This window comes from Dickeya sp. NCPPB 3274, assembly GCF_000406205.1.
GTDB lineage: Bacteria > Pseudomonadota > Gammaproteobacteria > Enterobacterales > Enterobacteriaceae > Dickeya > Dickeya fangzhongdai.
In genome coordinates, this window is the sequence record NZ_CM001979.1 from 2,310,492 (window position 1) to 2,331,081 (window position 20,590).

Here is a 20,590-nt window from a genome sequence, read left to right on the forward strand (position 1 = left end):
GTGGCTGCATGGAACAAGAGAAACAAGAGAAGAAAACCAACGCTGAGTTTATCCCGCAGTTTACGTCTGCCTTCTTTCATCCGCGCTACTGGGCGCTCTGGCTGGTTGTGGGGGTGACAGCGTTGCTCGCCTGCATTCCAGCCCGCTTGCGTGATCCGGTACTGGGCGCGTTAGGCCGACTTGTAGGGCGGTTTTCCAAAGGCGCGAGACGACGCGCCCGCATCAATTTGCTGTTGTGTATGCCGCAGCTGTCGGAAACCGAACGCGAGCATATCATCGATCAGATGTTTGCGACCGCGCCGCAGGCGATGCTGATGATGGTTGAACTGGCGATATTACCCGCCAGCCGGGCTGAACGTCGTGTCCGCTGGCATGGCATGGAGATTGTCGATGCGTTGCGGGAACAGCAGCGTAACATTATTTTCATGGTGCCCCACGGCTGGGCAGTGGACGTTCCCGCCATGCTGATGAGCCTGCGCGGCCAGAAAATGGCCGCCATGATGCACAATCAGAAAAACCCGTTGCAGGATTATCTTTGGAATACCCTGCGCCGCCGTTTTGGTGGACGTCTGCATACCCGCAACGATGGCATTAAACCTTTTATCAGTTCAGTGCGTGAAGGCTACTGGGGCTACTATCTGCCGGATCAGGATCATGGCGCCGAGCACAGCGAGTTCGTCGATTTTTTTGCGACGTATAAAGCCACGCTGCCCGCTGTCGGTCGGCTGATGAAGGTATGTCGTGCTGAAATCGTGCCGCTGTTTCCGGTGTATGATGGCAAAACCTCTCAGCTAAATGTCTATATTCGCCCGCCGATGAGCGATATTAATGGCGCCGATGATCACACGATTGCCCGCCGCATGAATGAAGAGGTTGAGCATCTGGTAACGCCTAATCCGGAACAGTACACCTGGATTTTGAAACTGTTGAAAACCCGTAAGCCGGGGGAAACCGAGCCCTATCTGCGTAAGGATCTGTACCCGCGCAAAAAATCGTGAACCGTAGGCGATCACAACAGGAAAACGACAAAGGCGGAGCTGGAGCTCCGCTTTTTTTATCTGTGTCCGCTGCGGTATAGGCATAAACGCGTATAGACATAAACGCGATCCGTGGTCTGCACAGCCTGTCGCAGAGTTTATGTATTGAATAATCAATCCGTTATTTATTCAAACTCGATGAGTCCGTTGTCGGGAATACATAACCTGTAACAGTTAAATCTTATTTCATTTTATCTGCATCGGAACTTATAAAAAACTTTAAAAATAGCGTTGTTTACCCCTGAACTTTTCTCGGAGTATTCCATATTCTTTTTGTTATTGCTTTTGATTTAATAACCCCCGAGGTCACTGCATGCATGACTTCAACCGTTAGCCACTGTAAATACTGCGGGATAATTTATCCGCCTATTTAATTCAGGCTAATAAAAGAATCTCTGTTAAAGGATTTATATCATGAATCTGAAACCACTGTTTTTAGGCGTTTTACTGGCAACAACCTATGCAACTGCCAACGCAGCGACCACCACGGTGGAAAAAAGCGCAACTGACGCCACGGCAACCAGCACAGTACCGGCATCCGCCGAATCTGCGCTGGGCAAGGCGGTGGATAAAGCCAACACTGACGCTGCAGCCAAAGCTGAACGTGACGTTTCAGCGGTGAAAGCGAATGTCGAGGGAGATAACGTGGCGAAGACTGAAAAAGTCGCCGCTGAAACTCACGTGAAAGGTGAAGAGAAAACAGCGAAAAAGGCGGTGAAAAAGCACCACGCCGACAGCGCCAATACCAAGGGAAAAACCAAAGCCAGCACCGGGGAAAAAACGGACGATAAGAAAAGCAATAGTAGCGATACCCAGGAAAACCGTCCGCCAGTCAACGTACAATAAGATGAACATCGCGCGATAATAAAAGGAATAGTAGTATTCGCGCAGATGGCAATAATTGACCCGGTCAGGAAATAACAATATGGGTTATTTTAAAATAACCAAAGAGTTATTCCTGACCGGGGAAATATGACTTATTCCTTTTGGAGAAAGGTTGAGTTTTATGAACAAATCACTTTTATGTCTTGCATTACTGACTGCACACATTCCTTTTTCCCAGGCTGACAGCTGTCGGGCCAATCTGTCCGGTGGTCAGGACTGCCGTTATAACGATGGTTCGACATCCACCAGCCGCGCCAATTTATCGGGCGGATTCGATACCCGCTACAGCGATGGGCGCACCAGCACCAGCCGGACCAACCTGTCCGGTGGTTATGACACCCACTTTAGTGACGGCACCCACAGCACCAGCCGCGCGAATCTGTCAGGCGGGCTGGATACCCGGTACAGCGATGGTAACGCCAGCTCCAGCCGAGCCAATCTCTACGGCGGTTATGACGTTTATTATAGCGATGGCAAGTCCAGTTCCAGCCGGGCTAATCTGTCTGGTGGGCTGGATAGCCAATAAGCGGATGAGTCGCGGCAGGTAGGGGATTAAGCCGCCAGAACACGATGTGTGATGACAAAACAGAGCGGGGCGATAACCGCGCCCCGTTTGAACGTTGTGGTATCGCGAGCGCTACGCGATTATTCCACCCGCAGTACACGCACCGTATTGGTGGTGCCGACCGTTCCCATCACGTCCCCCTGGGTCACGATAACCAGGTCGCCGGACACCAGGAAACCTTTGTCGCGCAGCAGGAGCACGGCGTCGTTAGCCGCAGCTACGCCGTCAGTGTAGCTGGTGAACTGCACCGGAGTGACGCCACGATAAAGCGCGGTCAGATTCAGCGTATGCTCGTGACGAGACATGGCGAAAATCGGCAGGCCGGAACTGATACGGGACATCATCAGCGCGGTGCGGCCGGATTCGGTCATGGCGATAATCGCGGTAACGCCGTTGAGGTGGTTGGCCGCGTACATGGCGGACATGGCGATCGACTCTTCCACGTTGTCGAACTGCACATCAAGGCGGTGTTTGGATACGTTGATGCTGGGGATCTTTTCCGCACCCAGGCACACTTTCGCCATGGCCGCGACGGTTTCCGCCGGGTATTGACCGGCAGCGGTTTCCGCCGAGAGCATCACCGCATCGGTACCGTCCAGCACGGCGTTGGCGACGTCCATCACTTCGGCGCGGGTCGGCATCGGGTTGGTGATCATCGACTCCATCATCTGCGTAGCGGTAATCACCGCACGGTTCAACTGGCGAGCGCGGCGAATCAGTTTTTTCTGGATACCAACCAGCTCCGGGTCGCCGATTTCCACGCCCAGATCGCCACGAGCGACCATCACGATATCGGAGGCAAGAATGATGTCGTCCATCGCTTCGTCGGTTGACACCGCTTCTGCGCGTTCTACTTTGGAGACGATTTTGGCGTTGCTGCCGGCTTCGCGCGCCAGACGACGGGCATAGTGCAGGTCTTCACCGGTACGTGGGAATGACACCGCCAGAAAATCCACGCCGATTTTAGCCGCGGTAATGATGTCGGCCTTGTCTTTTTCAGTCAGCGCTTCGGCGGACAGACCGCCACCCAGTTTGTTGATGCCTTTGTTGTTGGACAACGGGCCGCCGACGGTGACTTCGGTGAACACTTTCATGTCGTCCACGGCCAGAACTTTCAACTGCACACGGCCATCATCCAGCAGCAGGATGTCGCCGGGAACCACATCGCTGGGCAGTCCTTTGTAGTCGATACCGACTCTTTCTTTATCGCCTTCGCCTTTGCCAAGGCTGGCGTCCAGCAGGAACTTGTCACCCACGTTGAGGAAAATTTTCCCTTCTTTGAAGGTGGACACACGGATTTTGGGGCCCTGGAGGTCGCCCAGAATAGCAACATGACGGCCAAGTTTAGCCGCAATTTCGCGAACTTTGTTGGCGCGCAGAAGATGATCTTCCGGCGAACCGTGAGAAAAGTTCAGGCGGACTACGTTTGCGCCTGCGGCAATGATCTTTTCCAGATTATTGTCGCGGTCTGTAGCCGGCCCCAGCGTGGTAACGATTTTGGTTCTTCTGAGCCGTCTGGACATGTATAACTCCGTTGACTGGTGAAGCTTGTTGTAATGTGGTAACGCCGTCAGGAGAGGACATAACTATGGGTGCCGTCTCTGCCGCTCTGCACTGTCCGGATGCCGTGCCTGTAATTATGATTGAGTGACAGGATTTCTTCCCGTTGGGCATCACCCCTTGTCACCCGATGTTATAACATAATTAGTTAAACGGGTTGCTGAATCGTTCTTCCTTATCAAATCTCGATTCGCGTAACGCTTCCTTGACCCGCTTCAAGTTATCGCGGAATTTTGCGCCGCGCCGTAGAGTAAAACCGGTGGCTAACACATCAATCAGCGTTAGCTGGGCGATGCGCGATACCATCGGCATGTAAACATCAGTGTCTTCCGGCACCTCGACCCGCAGCGTAAGCGAGGCTTCCCGCGAAAGAGGGGAGCCGTCCGACGTAATGGCGATAACGGTGGCGTCGTTTTCCCGCGCCAGCCGCGCCATATCCACCAGACTTTTGGTACGCCCGGTGTGCGAAATCAGCACGACTACGTCGCCTTCGCCGGAATTCATGCAGCTCATGCGCTGCATGACCAGGTCATCGAAGTAAACCACCGGAATATTGAAGCGAAAAAATTTGTTCATCGCATCGTGGGCCACCGCCGCCGAGGCGCCGAAGCCGAAGAAGGAAATCTTGCGCGCCTGGGTGAGTAAATCCACCGCACGGTTGATAGCCTGAATGTCCAGGCAGGATTTCACATGTTCCAGCCCGGCCATGGTGGACTCGAAGATTTTGCTGGTGTAAGACTCCACCGAATCGTCTTCTTCCACGTTGCGGTTCACATAAGGCGTGCCGTTGGCCAGACTCTGCGCCAGATGCAGTTTAAAATCAGGAAAGCCTTTGGTATCCAGCCGGCGGCAGAAGCGGTTGACCGTGGGTTCGCTGACCTCGGCCATACCGGCGAGGGTGGCGATACTGGAGTGGATGGCTGTCTGAGGCGACGCGAGAATGACTTCCGCCACTTTTCGCTCCGACTTGCTCAACAGCTCCAGATGACCCTGGATTTTTTCCAGCATATTCATATGACAACGACCATCTATGGTATTTTGGATTTCAGCCAAAGGTGAAACCGATGCGGATTTTGTGAAATATACTACGAGCCCGTAACGGTTGGCAGAGGTCGACACAACAAGTCATCGGCTTTTTTTGTCAGAATATGACCTGTGTCTAACTTTCAGAACAGTAACTGGCTGTCAGAAACGATGGGAAATTTCTCTTTTAGGCAGATGCCAGACTCGTTTTCTCCATCGGCACAATAGGTTCTGAAGCCTTGTCGTATCAGAATCAGCCGATAATGTGGTTTTATTACGGGTTTACTGGTTTGTGTCAAAAAGAGTACATTATTAATGTAATAAAATTACAGCGTCCTGCAATGAGGAGATTGAAAATGGCGGTAACGTCAACAGCCCAGGCGTGTGACCTGGTTATTTTCGGTGCAAAGGGCGACCTTGCGCGCCGTAAATTGCTGCCTTCACTGTATCAACTGGAAAAAGCAGGCCATATTCATCCGGAAACCCGCATTATCGGTGTGGGACGGGCGGAGTGGGACCGAGACGCCTATATCAAAGTGGTGCGCGAAGCGCTGGAAACCTTTCTCAAGGAGCCGCTCGACCCGGCATTGTGGACAACCCTGAGCAACCGGCTCGACTTCTGCAACCTTGATGTGGAAGACACCGAAGGGTTCAATCGGTTGGGAACGATGCTCGATCAGCAGAATCGCACCACCATCAATTATTTCGCCATGCCGCCGAGCACCTTCGGCGCTATCTGCCGCGGCCTGGGGAAGGCCGGCCTGAATAAGGAACCGGCGCGCGTGGTGATGGAAAAACCGCTGGGCACCGACCTGGCATCGTCACGGGTGATCAACAATCAGGTGGCGGAGTTTTTCAACGAATGTCAGGTCTACCGCATCGACCACTATCTCGGCAAGGAAACCGTGCTGAATCTGCTGGCGCTGCGTTTCGCCAATTCCCTGTTTGCCAACAACTGGGATAACCGCACTATCGATCACGTGCAGATTACCGTGGCGGAAGAGGTGGGTATTGAAGGGCGCTGGGGATATTTCGATCAGGCCGGGCAAATGCGCGACATGATCCAGAATCACCTGTTGCAGATTCTGACCATGATCGCCATGTCGCCGCCGGCGGATCTGAGCACCGACCGCATTCGTGATGAAAAGGTTAAGGTGTTGCGTTCGCTGCGCCGTATCGATCGTTCCAATGTGCATGAAGTGACGGTGCGCGGGCAGTACACCAGCGGTTTCGTGCAAGGTAAGAAAGTGCCGGGCTACCTGGAAGAAGACGGGGCCAATAAGACCAGCAATACCGAAACCTTTGTGGCCATTCGCGTCGATATCGACGACTGGCGCTGGTCCGGCGTGCCGTTTTATCTGCGTACCGGCAAGCGTCTGCCGTCAAAATGCTCGGAAGTGGTGGTCTACTTTAAAAACCCGGCGCTCAATTTGTTCCACGATTCCTATCAGCAGTTGCCGCAGAACAAGCTGATCATCCGCCTGCAGCCGGACGAAGGGGTGGAAATTCAGATTCTGAACAAGATTCCGGGACTGGACCACAAACATCGGTTGCAGACCACCAAGCTTGACCTGAGCTTCTCGGAAACCTTTAACCAGCAGCATCTGGCGGACGCCTATGAGCGCCTGCTGCTGGAAACCATGCGCGGTATTCAGGCACTGTTCGTGCGCCGCGACGAAGTAGAAGAAGCCTGGAAATGGGTGGACTCCATTATGGATGCCTGGGCAATGGACAATGATTCGCCCAAGCCGTACCAAGCAGGAACCTGGGGGCCGGTAGCGTCCGTCGCCATGATTACCCGCGATGGACGTTCCTGGAACGAAGTGGAATAAGCGGTTTTGCCCCGTCGTAAGGCGGGGCGAAGCCGTTAGCGTTTTTTGGCTGACGGTGCGGTCGGACGTCCGTGGGTAACTGCGGATCCCTGTGGCAGGGGCGCGCCAGATCATTAATCGATGCCCGTTGGGCATGACTGGAGATTACCCTCGATGAAAAACTGGAAAACCAGTGCGGAACAGATTCTGACAGCCGGTCCGGTTGTTCCTGTGATTGTGATTAACAAACTGGAACACGCGGTGCCGATGGCGAAAGCCCTGGTAGCGGGTGGTGTTCGTGTACTGGAGCTCACGCTGCGTACCGATTGTGCGGTAGAGGCGATTCGCCTGATCGCGCAGGAAGTGCCGGACGCTATCGTCGGCGCCGGTACGGTCACCAACCCGCAGCAGCTGGCGGAAGTGACTGCAGCCGGTGCGCAGTTTGCCATCAGCCCCGGCCTGACCGAGCCGCTGCTGAAAGCCGCAACGGAAGGCACTATTCCGTTGATCCCAGGGATCAGCACCGTATCCGAACTGATGCTGGGGATGGATTACGGTTTGCGCGAATTTAAATTCTTCCCGGCGGAAGCTAACGGCGGGGTGAAAGCGCTGCAGGCGATTGCGGGTCCGTTCGGCAAGATCCGTTTCTGCCCGACCGGCGGGATCTCGCTGAAGAATTACCGCGACTACCTGGCGCTGAAAAGCGTGCTGTGTGTCGGCGGCTCCTGGCTGGTGCCGGCCGATGCGCTGGAAAGCGGCGATTACGATCGCATCACGGCGTTGGCGCGTGAAGCCGTTGCCGGCGCGACAGCCTGACCGACGTTTCCCCGTCTTAAATGCTTGCAAGCCCGCGTCAGCGGGTCTTTTTTTGTTTTTACCCGGCGGGCCGGCAAACCGTCTTGAACCTGTTGTGGCGGCAGTGGTCGTTACAACAAATCTGCCGTCTGATTCTGGTGTTATTGGGAAGGATTCAGGCCCACGCGACCGCATGAGCCTGACGTCATGTCAGCCGCTGACCTTAACGGCTGACGCGGTGGACTTCGCCAGTTGCACGGCGGCATCCGTGCTGTCGGCGGTCGCCAGCGCGACGCCCATGCGACGACGACCGCTGATGTCCGGCTTGCCGAACAGGCGAATCTGGGTATACGGCCGCAATGCCTGCTCCAGTCCCTGATAGCGCACATCGCTGCTGGTCAGTTCCGGCAGGATAACCGCGGAAGCCGACGGGCCGTACTGGCGGATCGCACCGATCGGCAGACCGAGGAACGCACGAACATGCAGCGCAAACTCGGACAGATCCTGTGAAATGAGCGTCACCATACCGGTATCGTGCGGGCGTGGCGACACTTCGCTGAAGATGACCTCGTCGCCGCAAATAAACAGTTCCACGCCAAACAGGCCGAAACCGCCCAACGCTTTCACCACGTTACCGGCAATCTCTTTGGCTCGCGTCAGCGCCAGCTCGCTCATCTGCTGCGGCTGCCAGGATTCGCGGTAATCACCGTCTTCCTGACGATGGCCGATCGGCTCGCAGAAGTGCAGACCGTCAACCGCATGGATGGTCAGCAGCGTGATCTCGAAATCGAATTTCACCAGCCCTTCCACAATCACTTTTCCGCCGCCGGCCCGACCGCCTTCCTGCGCATAGCGCCAGGCGTGGTCCAGCTGTTCCGGCGACCGGATCAAGCTTTGACCTTTCCCCGATGAGCTCATCACCGGCTTGACGATACAGGGAAAACCCAGCTCATTGGCAGCCTGACGGAACGCGGTTTCGTCAGCGGCAAAACGGTAACTGGACGTCGGCAGGCCCAGCGTTTCCGCCGCCAGCCGGCGGATGCCTTCGCGGTTCATGGTCAGACGAGTGGCTTCGGCGCACGGCACCACTCGTTGCCCCTGCTGTTCCAGCGCGACCAGCATATCCGTGGCGATAGCTTCGATTTCAGGCACGATGTAATCCGGGCGTTCCTGCGCCACCAGTTGTTTCAGCGCGTCGCCATCCAGCATGTTGATGACGTGGCAGCGGTGGGCGACTTGCATGGCCGGGGCATCGGCGTAGCGATCGACCGCGATGACCTCAATACCCAGACGCTGACACTCAATCGCCACTTCTTTTCCCAGCTCGCCGGAGCCTAACAGCATAACGCGGGTGGCTCCGGGACGCAGGGCTGTTCCCATTGTTAACATAACCTGATACCTGATGGTGTTGTAAAAAAGAGCTTGCAGTAAAAACCGGGCAGACCGGGGCCCGAACGTGGCCGCAGTATAAACGAAAACGTTTGCGTTTGGCATTACCCGCGTACCGGTACGCAAAAGCGAGTGAAAATTCATGCAGATCTCGGCACAAGCTGGATTCCCCCGATGATTCATGACAGGCTTTGGGCATTTGCCGTCTCACCATCGCTGGCTCGCCAGCGTGGGGCGGGATGTAAGGCAGAGCCTGATCAATGAATGGAAAGGAGTGACGTGGATGAAAGCGCCGCAAGCCGAAAAACGCCCGCATGTGATGACGATGCATGGCGATACCCGCATCGATAATTACTACTGGCTGCGAAATGATGAACGCAACAACCCGGATGTGCTGGCCTGGCTGCAGGAGGAGAATCGCTATTGCGATCAGATTATGGCGCCCCATGCCGCGCTGCGTCAGACCTTGTACGAGGAAATGGTGGCGCGGATCCCCGGTGAAGACGTCTCCGTGCCCTATGTGAAACGCGGCTATCGTTACCAGAGCCGCTATGAGCCTGGCAAGGATTACGCTATCTATCAGCGTCAGCCGGAGCAGGAGACGGGAAGCGACGCCTGGCAGGTATTGCTGGATGGTAATCAGCGGGCGACAGGCAGCGAGTTCTACAGTCTGGGCGCGCTGGGCGTCAGCCCTGACAACCGTTTGATGAGCGTGGCGGAAGATTTGCTGTCCCGTCGGCAGTATGTGGTGACGTTTCGCGACCTCGACACCGGCGAGTGGCTGGCGGATCGGCTGGAAAATGTCTCGGCCGGCAGTGAGTGGGCGGCGGACTCCCGTACTCTCTATTACGTGCGTAAAAATCCGCAGACCCTGCTGCCTTATCAGGTTTATCGCCATCGCCTGGGCGAGGATCCGCAGCAGGACGAACTGGTGTACGAAGAAACGGATGACGCGTTCTATCTTAGTCTGGATAAAACCACGTCCGAGCGTTATATCCTGATTTATCTCGACAGCACCACCAGCACGGAAATTCTGTTGCTGGACGCCGCCGACCCACAGGCAACGCCGCGCGTGTTTGTGCCGCGGCGGCCGGATCACGAGTATGTGGTCGATCATTTCCGCGACGCATTTTATGTCCGCTCCAACAAAGACGGCAAAACCTTTGGTTTCTACCGCGCCCACGACGCCAGCGAGTCGGCATGGGATGCCTTGATTGCCCCGCGTCCGGAACGGGTGCTGGAAGGATTTTCGCTGTTTGACGACTGGTACGTGGTCGAAGAGCGCGAGCGCGGGCTGACTCACATCCGCTACATTCACTGGCAAACGGAAGAATCTCGCCAGATTGCCTTTAACGACCCGGCCTATGTGACCTGGTTGAGCTATAACCCGACGCCGGAGAGCACGCAACTGCGTTACGGCTATTCTTCCATGACCACGCCGATGACTATCTATGAGCTGGATATGACGACCGGCGTGCAGGTGGTGCTCAAGCAATCAGAGGTGAAAAACTTTGACGCCGGAAATTACCGGAGCGAGCGGTTGTGGGTGACGGCCCGCGATGGCGAGTCGGTGCCGGTATCGCTGGTGTATCACAAGGATTGCGAACTGAGCCAAAGCCCGCTGCTGGTCTATGGCTACGGCGCTTATGGCAGCAGTATGGATCCGGAATTTAGCAGCAGTCGTCTTAGTTTGCTGGATCGCGGCTTCGTGTATGCGCTGGCGCATATTCGCGGTGGCGGCGAGTTGGGGCAGCAATGGCATGACCAGGGGCGTCTGTTCAACAAGATGAATACCTTTACGGATTTCATTGATGTCACGCAGGCGTTGCTGGCGCGCGGTTACGGCGAACCGGCGAAAACCTTCGCGATGGGAGGCAGCGCGGGCGGGTTGCTGATGGGGGCGGTGATTAATCTGGCGCCGTCGTTGTTCAGTGGCGTGGTGGCGCAGGTGCCGTTTGTCGACGTGCTTACCACCATGCTGGACGAGTCCATTCCGCTCACCACCGGTGAATACGACGAATGGGGCAACCCAAACAACGCGCGGGATTACCAGTACATCAAACAATACAGCCCTTATGACAATGTCTCGGCGCAGGCGTATCCGCACCTGCTGGTGACCACTGGTCTGCATGATTCTCAGGTTCAGTACTGGGAACCGGCCAAATGGGTTGCGAAACTGCGTGAACTGAAAACCGATGATCACCTGCTGCTGTTGCATACCGATATGGGGTCAGGGCACGGCGGTAAATCCGGCCGTCTGGCTCAGTTTGAAGATATCGCCCAGGAGTTCACCTTCCTGCTGATGGTGCTGGAGCGCCAGCCGACGTGAAGTAGCGCCCTGGGTTAGCCGGTCACTTTCTCGCGTATTATCAAGACCGCTGTGTCGGGAAATAAGGGAAACAAGAGGAACAAGGGAAGTCGGCCAGCGTTTGAAACTGCGATCACCGGGTGTCAGGAGGCAGAGGGTGATCGCAGAAATGTTGCCTTGGCGATATGTCGTTTAATTGACCGGAAGAACGGCGGCAACTCAGTTGGTTTCAGGCTGTGGTTGAGCCCGTTTAGCCCGCTTTTCCGCCCGTTTCTGCGCGGCGGTTTTCAGCGGTTTTTTCTTGGCGTTTTTCTTGCTGTCCATTCCTTTACTCATGTTGTGCCTCGCTTGGTAAAAGGTTGGTTCGCCTGTTTATTAACCTCCTGTTTGCGCAGGGATGCAAGAAAAAAAAGCGTTTTTTTGACTGGCGCCGCGTCAGGCGGCCGGTTCAGACAAGACGGCAGAACCTGGAATCTGAGGGTAAACAAGCGCTACCCGGCCGTACCGGATAGCGCCTCTCCGAAACCATGCCGGAAAACGGGATTATTATTTACTGTTGGGGTCGTAAGGCAGGGTGGAGAACTGGTGGGACATCTCCCGGTAATAGCTGACCCTTTCCCGGAAATAGGTGCGCAGGTGCGCGGGTTGCTGCTGTTCGATTTCATCCAGGATCACCGGCATGTTGTAGCGTTCGCGAAACGCCACGCCCGATGCCGCCAGATCCACATTGACCTTTTCCATTTCTTCATAAGGAAGTTCGGCCAGATTGTATCCCATGATTGCCTCCTCTCTGTTGCGCCACAAAATTAAAGCAGAAGTGTGGAATTGGCAAATTCTGTTACCGTCCTGTCCCTCGACAAGGCGACAGGGGGCTCGTATTCTTGCCGCTGACTCTTGGTCTCCCGAACGCAATGGGGATCGCCAGAAAGGATGAAATCATGTTGAAACGTAAAGTTTTTCCGGCCTTGCATGTCGCGGTGTTGATGGGGAGTCTGGTTATTTCCCACTCGGCACTGGCGCATGCGCACCTCAAAAGCCAGACGCCGGTAGCGGATAAAGATACCCCGGTACAAAAAGCGCCTTCTTCTCTGACGCTGCTTTTTTCCGAAGATATCGAACCGGCTTTCAGCGGTGTTGAATTGACGTCGGCGGGACAGACCGTGCCTGTGGGCAAAGCGACAGTGGAAAGCGACCATCACAATGTTCTGGTGGTGCCGCTTGAGAAGCCGCTGGTCAGCGGCAGTTATCAAGTTCGCTGGCATGTGCTGTCGGTTGACGGTCACAAGACGGAAGGAAGCTATCGCTTTGGCGTTAAGTAATCGATGACGCTGGAGTGGCTTTACGCGTTATCGCGCCTCGGACATTTTTCCAGCCTTATGTTGCTGGTCGGCTCGGCATGTTACGGCACGCTGCTTGCTCCCCGAACGTATCGGGTCCGGCTGGCGTCGCAGTTGCATGGTCTGATGGCGATCAGCTGCGTGGCGGCATTATTGACCGCCGTAGCCATACTGGCGGCGCAAACCGGTTTGATGAGTGGCGACTGGCGTAATATCGGCGATGCCGGCATCTGGCGCGCCGTATTGGGCACTCGCTTCGGGGAAATATGGCTCTGGCAGCCCGTGCTGGCGCTGATGGCCTGCGTGGTGTTTTTCTGGCGTAGCCGTAGCCGGCAAGCGGGCGTGCTGGTGCTTGGCATACTGCAATTATGCGGCATGGGGTGGGTGGGACACGCGGCGATGCTGGAAGGATGGCCCGGCGTATTGCATTGCATCAATCAGATCGTGCATTTGCTGTCCGTGACGTTTTGGGTCGGAGGGCTGCTGCCACTGCTGTTTGTGTTGCAGGATGCGCGGCAGCCGCAGACACGAACGGACGCTATCCTGACGATGATGCTTTTTTCCCGTTATGGTCATCTGGCTGTTGCATTGGCGATCCTGACCGGGTTGGTGAATACCTGGCTGATACTCGGCTGGCCATTACCGGCTGCCGGGCTGTACGGCGTGTTGCTGGCAGTGAAAACTCTGCTGGTGGCCGTGATGGCGCTGCTGGCGTTATTCAATCGGTATTGGGTGGTGCCGCGTTTTCGGCGGGCACATACCGCCGCGTATGGCTATTTTCTGCGCTTAACCACCGTGGAACTGGCGTTATCCGTGCTGATCATCGCGCTGGTCAGCTTTTTTGCTACGTTATCGCCGGTTTGAGTCGCGCAGCGGGAAATATGCCTTGTACCGTATTGCACGAGTGAGAGAAATACCGCAGGCCTATTTTCTAACAGCAAGTGTTGATAATGAAAATAATTATCAAATCATAATCTGCGATCATTTTTACCATAATGAAAAGCATTATCATGGCTAAATGATAATGCTTTGAATTTATAGCGAAATTATTCACTTATTGGTTAATGGAATGTTTTAAATTTTATTATTTGCAGGCATAATGCCAATCCATCAGTCACCTGCCAGTAAAAATAAGGAACGGCCATGTTAAAAAAAGAAATGATTCAAAAGCTGAATGAGCAGCTTAATCTTGAATTTTACTCCGCCAATTTATACCTGCAGATGAGCGCCTGGTGCGGCGACAAAGGTTTTGAAGGGGCGTCGACTTTCCTGAAATCGCATTCCCGTGAAGAAATGGAACACATGCAACGTTTGTTCGATTATCTGGACGATACCGGCAGCCTGCCCGTGCTGGGTGCAATCGCCGCACCGCCGGTCGATTTCAACTCGCTGCAGGATGTGTTCAAACTGACCTATGAACATGAGCAATTGATCACCAGTAAAATCAATGAGCTGGCTCATGCAGCCATGACGTTGCAGGATTACTCCACCTTCAACTTCCTGCAATGGTACGTAGCGGAACAGCATGAAGAAGAAAAACTGTTCAAGTCTATCCTCGACAAGATGGGCATGGTGAATGCTCAGGAAGGCGGTTTGTTCTTTATTGATCAGGATCTGAAGAAAATGGCAGCATCCGCCACGCCGTCCGCCTGATGATGGTCGGGCAGCTGGATTATCCGGCTGCCCGGTTTACTGTTATTTCCCGCCTATTTTTCTGGAACAACACGGTATTATCGAACTATTATCGCACTGCATGCGGTATATTTACGGTGTTTCCCACAGCCATACTCTCTTCACAGTTTAAACGTCATTTCGTAGCAACATGCCAATTCTTGTTCTGCAATCAGGCAGGACTGCTCTGTGCATATACGTTGCCTTCTTTCAGATTGTGATCATTTTATCCGCCGCCTGAATATTATATGGGCGGTGAGATGTCTGTTGCCCGGATGCTGATGCGCCATCGCATGCATCGTTGGTGGACATTGCGGTTTGGTGAACGCGGAACGTACCGGACACACACGATTATTTCGACGGCCGACGGAATAATAACGGGGCTTCCCGGCGGATTCAGTCTGGGCCGCCGTCGGTTAGCGATGGGCTCGATAAGTTGATGCCCAGCAGGATTAATCGAATTCACCGTACTTCCGTAAGAGAGCGAGCTGATGGCATTAAAACAAACGATGCGTTATTTATTATTGTCATTGATGCTGATGATGGCGTATTTACCGGTAATAGCGGGTCAGTCGTTATGTCCCGGTAAATTTATCAATGATGAAACACCCAATATTCATTATGACGAAGAGATTTGTTTCACTGAATTTGTCGTGCTTTATAGCTATGCGAATAAAGCGCCATTAATTTCCGCACAACGTTTAACCGCCGAGCGGGTCAAGGCTGCGGACGGCATTTCCCGGCGCGACTCATTTCATGTTGAGCCATTAATACCTCAGTCCATGCGATCAGCAACTGAAGATTATGAGTATTCAGGGTACGATCAGGGGCATATGACGCCAGCGGGGGATATGCCAAATCCTCTGGCGCAGCATGAGTCTTTTTCCATGTCGAATATGACGCCGCAGTTGCCGAAACTGAACCGGGTATCCTGGCGTAAAATCGAAGCGTCGGTGCGTAAACTGGCGTTGCAGGATGGCGAGGTATGGGTAGTGACGGGAGCCGTATTCGGCAACAGGAGAATCGGCAACGGCGTATCGGTGCCGACCCTGATTTATAAAGCCATCAGCAGTCAGTCTGCCCAACAGGTTTTTGTGGGCGATAACACGACCGGTGTTGTCACCCGTCTGTCAGTCAGCGACTTTTCCGCCCGGTATTCCATCGACCCCTTTCCGGCTCTTAAACAGCCCTGAATGCCGATGGCGGGAACACCGGTGAACGCTGCTAATAATTTGTAGGGCGGTGCGGGTTAAACCGATCGGTGGCAGCGATCAATTTCAAAAAATTGATCTGTAAAAACGTCTATAAAATAACCGCTTCTAATGACATGATGTCAATGCTAAACGCTAATTTGAACGCCAGGGAAACGGCCCACTGAGCAATCAGTGGGTTTTTAGCGAATACCACGGTCGGCGATTATCGAACGGCCAATATTATTATTACGCATTTATTATGGTGCCGGACTAAGCGGTTTTATCCGTGCTCGGCCTTTGGCGCCTGCTCACTGAGCATTGCACTACTCACTGCCACAATATTCTCATTGCCACAACATTCTCACTTCCACCATATTCACTGCACCAATCATTGCCCCAATGCGAGCGTAAAAGACGCTAATCCTCCGCAGCAGAATGGCCGCCAGCCTGACCTTCAACGATGCCCCACGTCTGCGCTAGTCGGGTTTGGCGATTCCGTCCATAACGTCGCTAAGACGCCGCGGTGTCGGGAATGCCACGCACCCGAATCGGCTCCTTAACGGCGTTGGCGGCGAGGAGATGTTGAAGGGCGGAGATAGCGGTGTCGGTGAGTTCATGACCTTTGGTGAGCACCATCAAGTCGTTGGTGGTGCGGATATCTTCATCTATCACCCAGCCGGACTTCAATTCGCAAATGCGCACAGAACGGACGCCGGCTACATTGGCGCGGAAATCAGCCAGGGTTTTGATGATGTACTCAGGGATCGCCGGCCGTGCCGCGCGCAGAATTTCCCCAGGGTGTTCCAATGCAGGCCCCCGGGCTGAATAGCGCTCCAGCTCGAGAGCGGCGCGCAGAAGGTGAGCGCCGCGGATAACCTCAGTAGGGGCGCTGGGCGGGGCAACTCTGGCCTGGTGGCGGATGATCTCGGCCACCAGTTCGAGGCGGGGGATGTGTTCCACCAGACGACCGGCGACATCCGGGTGTTCCTGAAGGAGTTTTTTCTCCTCCTCCGTGAGGTCGCGCTGGGCTGCGTCGGCCTGGACGATATCGGCGGGGATACCCACACAGCCGATTTGGCTTAATGAGGCGGCGATGGTGTATATCCATCCATCAGGCCACTCCAGCTTGGGCAGCGCGTGGCGGATACAGGACTGGGCGAAAGCCGCCCGCTGAAACGCCCACGGCGCGACCATGGCGAGCACTTCAGTCAGCGTCTTGACCGAGGCGGTGAGGGTGGTTTCCAGCAATTCCTTTTCCGCACAAATGAGACGGTACTGACTGACTGCGTCATTAAGCGCCGAAACCAGTTCCTCTTTGGGGCACGGTTTGCAGAGGTAGCGAAAAATAGCCCCTTTGTTGATGGCGGCGATGGAGGATTCCACGTCGGCCTGCCCGGTGAGGAGGATACGCACGCTGTCGGGGGAGATTTCCCGTGCTTTGGCGAGGAAGGCGGCGCCGTCCATGCCGGGCATGCGCATATCGGACATGATCACGGCAAAACGCTGGCCCCAGCGCACGGCGTCCAGGCCGGCTTCACCACTGGGAGCGACCACGACGTCGAATTCGCCAAACAGGTTTCGTTCCATCGCAGCGAGCACATTGGGTTCATCGTCTACGCACAGAACCCGGGGCAAAGCGGTTTCAGTCATTGAGAGTTTCCTGCGTGTGGGCGAGCATCTCCTGCCACTGGGGCAGTTTGTTCAGCACGCCAGTCTGTTCGAGATAGTCCAGATCGAGGGCACCGTTGTTGGCGAGGGTGACCGCGACATGCACGGTACCGATCACGCCGAAGACTTTTTCCGTAGCACGGGAAGGCTGCATATGACAGGCCACGGCTTCCACGATGTCCATGGGCAAACCCCACAAGGCCAGCAGATACGCGCCTACCGCGGCGTGCATGGGGGTGTTGCAGCGTGTGGTGGCAGCCTCGCCGTCGGGCTCCTTCAGTTCGGGGATGAGCCGCGCAATGTTGGCGAGCAGGGCGGCGGTGGCTTCCACTCCCTGATGGCCGGAAATGCGGGCGGCTAGTGTGGAGGCGAGCAGGGCGCGTTGCTGTAGCCGGTCCACATAAGGGTCGGTCTTCGCGTCCGCAAAGACCTGAGAAGCCAGAACGAGCAACTTCACCTGATCCAGCCCTAAGTGGGTGATGGCGTTTCCGATGTCATTAATGTGTCCGCCTCTGGCGAAATAGGCTGAATTAGCAAGCTGCATAATCTTGGTGCTCAGGGCCGGGTCTCTGCCCAGAAGCTCGGCGATGTGCCGGGTATCGCTGCCGGGGTTGGCAATGAGGCTGCATACTTCGGTGAACACGTTGGGGGCCGCCGGTAGCCGGCTGGTTCTGCCCACTATCTCGACTACGGTGGGGTCCTGGAACATGTCGCGCAGGGCCAGAGCGCTTCCTACCATATCCAGTAGCACCGTGCTGTCGCAGGGCTTGGAAACGAACCGGTGAGCCACGTCCAACATACGCAAGGTGGCGTCGGGTTCAGAGTAGCCGGACAGGATAATTCGTATCGTACCAGGCCAGCGGTTGCGTACCTGAGTAAGCAATTCAGCGCCGTCCATGAAGGGCATTCGCATGTCGGACACCACCACGTCGGCCGGCTTTTCCTCCAGCATCGCAAGGGCCTCCTGACCACTGTTGGCGAAGCGGCATTCCCATTCGGTGTCTTGCATCATGAGGGCCCGCTCAATACCCGAGAGCACCCGACTTTCGTCATCGACGAACATCACTTGCATGCCGGGCCTTCCTCTTTGTGGCAATGGAGAGGCAGTTTCAGGATAAACGTCGTGCCCACGCCTTCTTCCGACTCGCAACGGATCAGGCCATCATGTTTGTCCACTACGGTTGAATAGACAATGGCGAGCCCCTGGCCGGTGCCTTTGCCTACGGCTTTGGTGGTGAAGAAGGGATCGAAGATGCGGGCACGGATCCCCGCGGGGATACCGCCTCCGTCGTCTTTGACCCGGATTTCCATATGTTCGCCGTCCCGCGCCGCGGAGATGATGATGCGGCCCTTCTCCTTGATGCCTTGCTGGATGGTGTCGGCGATGGCGTGGGCGGCGTTCACCACCAGGTTGATAATGGCCTGGCCGATCATGTCACGCAGACACGGCAGTTGCGGCAAATCGTCTTCGAAGTGGGTCTCAAGTTCCGCCACGTATTTCCATTCGTTGCGGGCGACGGTCACCGTCGTGTTGATGACCTCGCGCACATCCACCAATTCTTTCTCGTTGTGGGAGGGGTGGGAGAATTCCTTCATGGCGGCCACGATCTTGGCGATATGACCAAGACCTTCCAGCGATTCGTCTAAGGCGTTTGGGATCTGGCGGCGCAGGAACTCCACTTTAGTACGCTTGAGGACAGCGTCGAACTCCGCCAGGATGGGTTCTTCTGCCAGGTTCCCTCGCGTGGCCTCAGCCAGCGCGAGGGCGGAGTCCAGCAGACTTAGCAGGGAAACGGTGGCGGTCTTAACGAAACCCACATTGTCGGAGACGTATTGGGTTGGCGTGTTGATCTCGTGGGCGATACCGGCGGCGAGTTGGCCGATGGACTCCATCTTCTGAGCCTGCAGCAACTGAGCCTGAGTGAAGCGCAACTCGGTGAGGGCTTTTTCTAGCTCCTGGCGTTCGTTCTCTAACTCCAGGGTCTTGCGGGCGACCACCTTTTCCAGGCCCACGTTCTGCTCCAGAATGGCAAAAGGCGTGGCGTGGCTGTGCCTGGCTTCCTGTGCGATGCGGCGCTTGAGTACCTCAATGGTCTTGTCCCGGGCGGCGAGCTTGCGCTGGTATTCGGCGGCGGACAAAACAACGGCGGACGCTTCGGAAAATGTTCCTTCAGTCAACGCTCTGTCCTCCAATCGCGATGCCCGTGAAGGTTTGGTTCACGTGCAATCCGTTGTACTGTTCGCCGTAGGTGGAAAAGCCCACCACCCGATTCTGCATCATTACATCGCCTATCTGCTGCTCAAGTCCTTCCTGTTCGAACTGGAGACGACGCAGGATGCAATCGCAGCCGATAATTACCGCGGGCTCCGGAATTGTCTCGCGGACCTTGTCAAAAGCCTGTCTGAGGGTTCGGACCGGGTCCTCCGCCTTGCCGATGGCGACGACCAGTCCTTCTTCGATGGCGCAGTAGCAGGTGAGAGAGAGGTCTTCGTTCCATTTCTGTATGGAACGGACGTAGGGCTCATCGCCGAAGGAGAGCATCAGCGGATTGCGGGAAAAGACCGTCGGCGTCAATTCGTGCACCGTGAGGCCAAGGGCTTCCGCATAAACCTGAGCGGCAGGTTCGCCGTTTATCTCCAGAATGAGTCGCTTCTCCGGATCGGCCTCGGTGATGACTAGCTCCACCTCGCTGGGTTCGAAGTGCTGCACTTTGAAGGTGGTGACGGGCGAATTGGTCTCGATAACGGCGAATACAGCCGCATCGGAAATGAATCGTCCATTTCCATCATAGACGTGGGTCTTCTCGAAACGCAGGTCATCGCCAGCGGAACCGCCGATGATCGGAACGTTGCCGATCTGCTGGTAGAGGTTCGCCACCAGGCGCTCTTCAACCATAGAAAGCCCGTCTACCAGCAGCAGGCCGAAGCGATGCAGGTTCGGCCTGGCCTCGCTGTCGCGGCGAATGGCTTCGGCGATGTCGGCCACGACCGCGGTGTAGTTGACCAAAGGCTGAATCATGAAGGAGCGAGTGCGAAAGTCTTTGCCCAATCCCAGCCCCAACAGTCCGGAATGCTGGAAGCCTTCTGTACCAATCTGACCAGAAGATGTGCAACCTATGCAGGGGCAGGAGAAGGTGTTCTTCAACTCCCGACCCAGGACGTCCAGGTCGTAGTCTGGAGAACAGAAGAAAATGACGGTATCGATGCCTTCATGACCAATCTGGCTGGCAAATTCGGCGACAGCCTGGACCGGGTTCGGCGATTCGCTACTGGCATATTTGGGTTGGAAATTCATGACGAGTTCTCCCGATAGTAAGCAGAAACCTTCGCCCGCGCTCCTGCTTTATC

At 55.4% G+C, this 20,590-nt stretch carries 18 protein-coding genes; 10 read left to right on the top strand and 8 right to left on the bottom strand.

Translation table 11 applies throughout. The features are described 5' to 3' along the window. Positions 1–8: 8 nt before the first annotated feature. The 3 genes from lpxM to DXX3274_RS10565 all read left to right on the top strand — a co-directional run bounded on the left by lpxM (position 9) and on the right by DXX3274_RS10565 (position 2,448). On the top strand, positions 9–998 hold the full coding sequence (gene lpxM / locus DXX3274_RS10555; protein ID WP_042859752.1) for a lauroyl-Kdo(2)-lipid IV(A) myristoyltransferase: 990 nt from the start codon (positions 9–11) through the stop codon (positions 996–998). 453 nt (positions 999–1,451) lie between these two features. Next, a complete protein-coding gene (locus DXX3274_RS10560) occupies positions 1,452–1,883 on the top strand; it encodes a hypothetical protein (RefSeq protein WP_042859753.1) in 432 nt (143 codons plus the stop codon). 160 nt (positions 1,884–2,043) lie between these two features. Then, entirely contained in the window at positions 2,044–2,448 is a 405-nt protein-coding gene (locus DXX3274_RS10565) for a hypothetical protein (RefSeq protein ID WP_042859754.1), read from the top strand. A 119-nt stretch (positions 2,449–2,567) separates the two neighbouring features. On the opposite strand, the gene pyk is transcribed toward DXX3274_RS10565, so the two are convergent. Together pyk and DXX3274_RS10575 are read right to left on the bottom strand one after the other, a co-directional pair. Beyond that, the gene (gene pyk / locus DXX3274_RS10570) at positions 2,568–4,010 is read right to left on the bottom strand and encodes a pyruvate kinase (RefSeq protein ID WP_042859755.1); all 1,443 of its coding nucleotides are present in this window, start codon (positions 4,008–4,010) and stop codon (positions 2,568–2,570) included. A 181-nt stretch (positions 4,011–4,191) separates the two neighbouring features. Next, a complete protein-coding gene (locus tag DXX3274_RS10575) occupies positions 4,192–5,061 on the bottom strand; it encodes a MurR/RpiR family transcriptional regulator (RefSeq protein WP_013317811.1) in 870 nt (289 codons plus the stop codon). A 365-nt stretch (positions 5,062–5,426) separates the two neighbouring features. On the opposite strand from DXX3274_RS10575, the gene zwf reads away from it, so the two are divergent. Together zwf and DXX3274_RS10585 are read left to right on the top strand one after the other, a co-directional pair. Next, complete coding sequence (gene zwf, locus DXX3274_RS10580; RefSeq protein ID WP_038658982.1) at positions 5,427–6,902, top strand: glucose-6-phosphate dehydrogenase; 1,476 nt, start codon at positions 5,427–5,429, stop codon at positions 6,900–6,902. Positions 6,903–7,055: 153 nt separating this feature from the next. Continuing rightward, the gene (locus tag DXX3274_RS10585; protein WP_012884856.1) at positions 7,056–7,697 is read left to right on the top strand and encodes a bifunctional 4-hydroxy-2-oxoglutarate aldolase/2-dehydro-3-deoxy-phosphogluconate aldolase; all 642 of its coding nucleotides are present in this window, start codon (positions 7,056–7,058) and stop codon (positions 7,695–7,697) included. 189 nt (positions 7,698–7,886) lie between these two features. Here DXX3274_RS10585 and purT read toward each other — a convergent pair whose 3' ends face one another. Beyond that, the gene (gene purT, locus DXX3274_RS10590) at positions 7,887–9,065 is read right to left on the bottom strand and encodes a formate-dependent phosphoribosylglycinamide formyltransferase (RefSeq protein ID WP_042859756.1); all 1,179 of its coding nucleotides are present in this window, start codon (positions 9,063–9,065) and stop codon (positions 7,887–7,889) included. Positions 9,066–9,348: 283 nt separating this feature from the next. On the opposite strand from purT, the gene DXX3274_RS10595 reads away from it, so the two are divergent. After that, a complete protein-coding gene (locus DXX3274_RS10595) occupies positions 9,349–11,394 on the top strand; it encodes a S9 family peptidase (protein WP_042859757.1) in 2,046 nt (681 codons plus the stop codon). Positions 11,395–11,919: 525 nt separating this feature from the next. Here the strand turns inward: DXX3274_RS10595 and DXX3274_RS10600 are convergent. Beyond that, positions 11,920–12,150, bottom strand: a complete 231-nt coding sequence (locus DXX3274_RS10600; RefSeq protein WP_033570019.1) for a DNA polymerase III subunit theta — start codon at positions 12,148–12,150, stop codon at positions 11,920–11,922. Between the two features lie 161 nt (positions 12,151–12,311). Here DXX3274_RS10600 and copC point away from each other — a divergent pair, with 161 nt between their 5' ends. The 4 genes from copC to DXX3274_RS10620 all read left to right on the top strand — a co-directional run bounded on the left by copC (position 12,312) and on the right by DXX3274_RS10620 (position 15,574). Further along, entirely contained in the window at positions 12,312–12,692 is a 381-nt protein-coding gene (gene copC, locus DXX3274_RS10605; protein ID WP_084478751.1) for a copper homeostasis periplasmic binding protein CopC, read from the top strand. Positions 12,693–12,695: 3 nt separating this feature from the next. Beyond that, the gene (copD, locus tag DXX3274_RS10610; RefSeq protein WP_042859758.1) at positions 12,696–13,574 is read left to right on the top strand and encodes a copper homeostasis membrane protein CopD; all 879 of its coding nucleotides are present in this window, start codon (positions 12,696–12,698) and stop codon (positions 13,572–13,574) included. Positions 13,575–13,853: 279 nt separating this feature from the next. Beyond that, positions 13,854–14,363 (top strand): non-heme ferritin, encoded by a 510-nt coding sequence (ftnA, locus tag DXX3274_RS10615; RefSeq protein ID WP_042859759.1) that lies wholly within the window; start codon positions 13,854–13,856, stop codon positions 14,361–14,363. A 509-nt stretch (positions 14,364–14,872) separates the two neighbouring features. After that, positions 14,873–15,574 (top strand): DNA/RNA non-specific endonuclease, encoded by a 702-nt coding sequence (locus tag DXX3274_RS10620; protein ID WP_042859760.1) that lies wholly within the window; start codon positions 14,873–14,875, stop codon positions 15,572–15,574. A 510-nt stretch (positions 15,575–16,084) separates the two neighbouring features. Here the strand turns inward: DXX3274_RS10620 and DXX3274_RS10625 are convergent. The 4 genes from DXX3274_RS10625 to DXX3274_RS10640 are packed head-to-tail and all read right to left on the bottom strand — an operon-like array spanning position 16,085 to position 20,537. Continuing rightward, a complete protein-coding gene (locus DXX3274_RS10625) occupies positions 16,085–17,224 on the bottom strand; it encodes a response regulator (protein ID WP_042859761.1) in 1,140 nt (379 codons plus the stop codon). Next, the gene (locus DXX3274_RS10630) at positions 17,217–18,314 is read right to left on the bottom strand and encodes an HDOD domain-containing protein (protein WP_042859762.1); all 1,098 of its coding nucleotides are present in this window, start codon (positions 18,312–18,314) and stop codon (positions 17,217–17,219) included. Before DXX3274_RS10630 ends, DXX3274_RS10625 begins: the two co-directional genes overlap by 8 nt. After that, a complete protein-coding gene (locus DXX3274_RS10635) occupies positions 18,305–19,420 on the bottom strand; it encodes a sensor histidine kinase (protein WP_042859763.1) in 1,116 nt (371 codons plus the stop codon). Before DXX3274_RS10635 ends, DXX3274_RS10630 begins: the two co-directional genes overlap by 10 nt. After that, positions 19,413–20,537 (bottom strand): FIST N-terminal domain-containing protein, encoded by a 1,125-nt coding sequence (locus tag DXX3274_RS10640; protein WP_042859764.1) that lies wholly within the window; start codon positions 20,535–20,537, stop codon positions 19,413–19,415. Before DXX3274_RS10640 ends, DXX3274_RS10635 begins: the two co-directional genes overlap by 8 nt. Positions 20,538–20,590: the final 53 nt, after the last annotated feature.

Bases quoted from the DNA above. Each gene is read 5' to 3' on its own strand.
- lpxM (WP_042859752.1), top strand. From the start codon at position 9: ATGGAACAAGAGAAACAAGAGAAGAAAACCAACGCTGAGTTTATCCCG.
- DXX3274_RS10560 (WP_042859753.1), top strand. From the start codon at position 1,452: ATGAATCTGAAACCACTGTTTTTAGGCGTTTTACTGGCAACAACCTAT.
- DXX3274_RS10565 (WP_042859754.1), top strand. From the start codon at position 2,044: ATGAACAAATCACTTTTATGTCTTGCATTACTGACTGCACACATTCCT.
- pyk (WP_042859755.1), bottom strand. From the start codon at position 4,010: ATGTCCAGACGGCTCAGAAGAACCAAAATCGTTACCACGCTGGGGCCG.
- DXX3274_RS10575 (WP_013317811.1), bottom strand. From the start codon at position 5,061: ATGAATATGCTGGAAAAAATCCAGGGTCATCTGGAGCTGTTGAGCAAG.
- zwf (WP_038658982.1), top strand. From the start codon at position 5,427: ATGGCGGTAACGTCAACAGCCCAGGCGTGTGACCTGGTTATTTTCGGT.
- DXX3274_RS10585 (WP_012884856.1), top strand. From the start codon at position 7,056: ATGAAAAACTGGAAAACCAGTGCGGAACAGATTCTGACAGCCGGTCCG.
- purT (WP_042859756.1), bottom strand. From the start codon at position 9,065: ATGTTAACAATGGGAACAGCCCTGCGTCCCGGAGCCACCCGCGTTATG.
- DXX3274_RS10595 (WP_042859757.1), top strand. From the start codon at position 9,349: ATGAAAGCGCCGCAAGCCGAAAAACGCCCGCATGTGATGACGATGCAT.
- DXX3274_RS10600 (WP_033570019.1), bottom strand. From the start codon at position 12,150: ATGGGATACAATCTGGCCGAACTTCCTTATGAAGAAATGGAAAAGGTC.
- copC (WP_084478751.1), top strand. From the start codon at position 12,312: ATGTTGAAACGTAAAGTTTTTCCGGCCTTGCATGTCGCGGTGTTGATG.
- copD (WP_042859758.1), top strand. From the start codon at position 12,696: ATGACGCTGGAGTGGCTTTACGCGTTATCGCGCCTCGGACATTTTTCC.
- ftnA (WP_042859759.1), top strand. From the start codon at position 13,854: ATGTTAAAAAAAGAAATGATTCAAAAGCTGAATGAGCAGCTTAATCTT.
- DXX3274_RS10620 (WP_042859760.1), top strand. From the start codon at position 14,873: ATGGCATTAAAACAAACGATGCGTTATTTATTATTGTCATTGATGCTG.
- DXX3274_RS10625 (WP_042859761.1), bottom strand. From the start codon at position 17,224: ATGACTGAAACCGCTTTGCCCCGGGTTCTGTGCGTAGACGATGAACCC.
- DXX3274_RS10630 (WP_042859762.1), bottom strand. From the start codon at position 18,314: ATGCAAGTGATGTTCGTCGATGACGAAAGTCGGGTGCTCTCGGGTATT.
- DXX3274_RS10640 (WP_042859764.1), bottom strand. From the start codon at position 20,537: ATGAATTTCCAACCCAAATATGCCAGTAGCGAATCGCCGAACCCGGTC.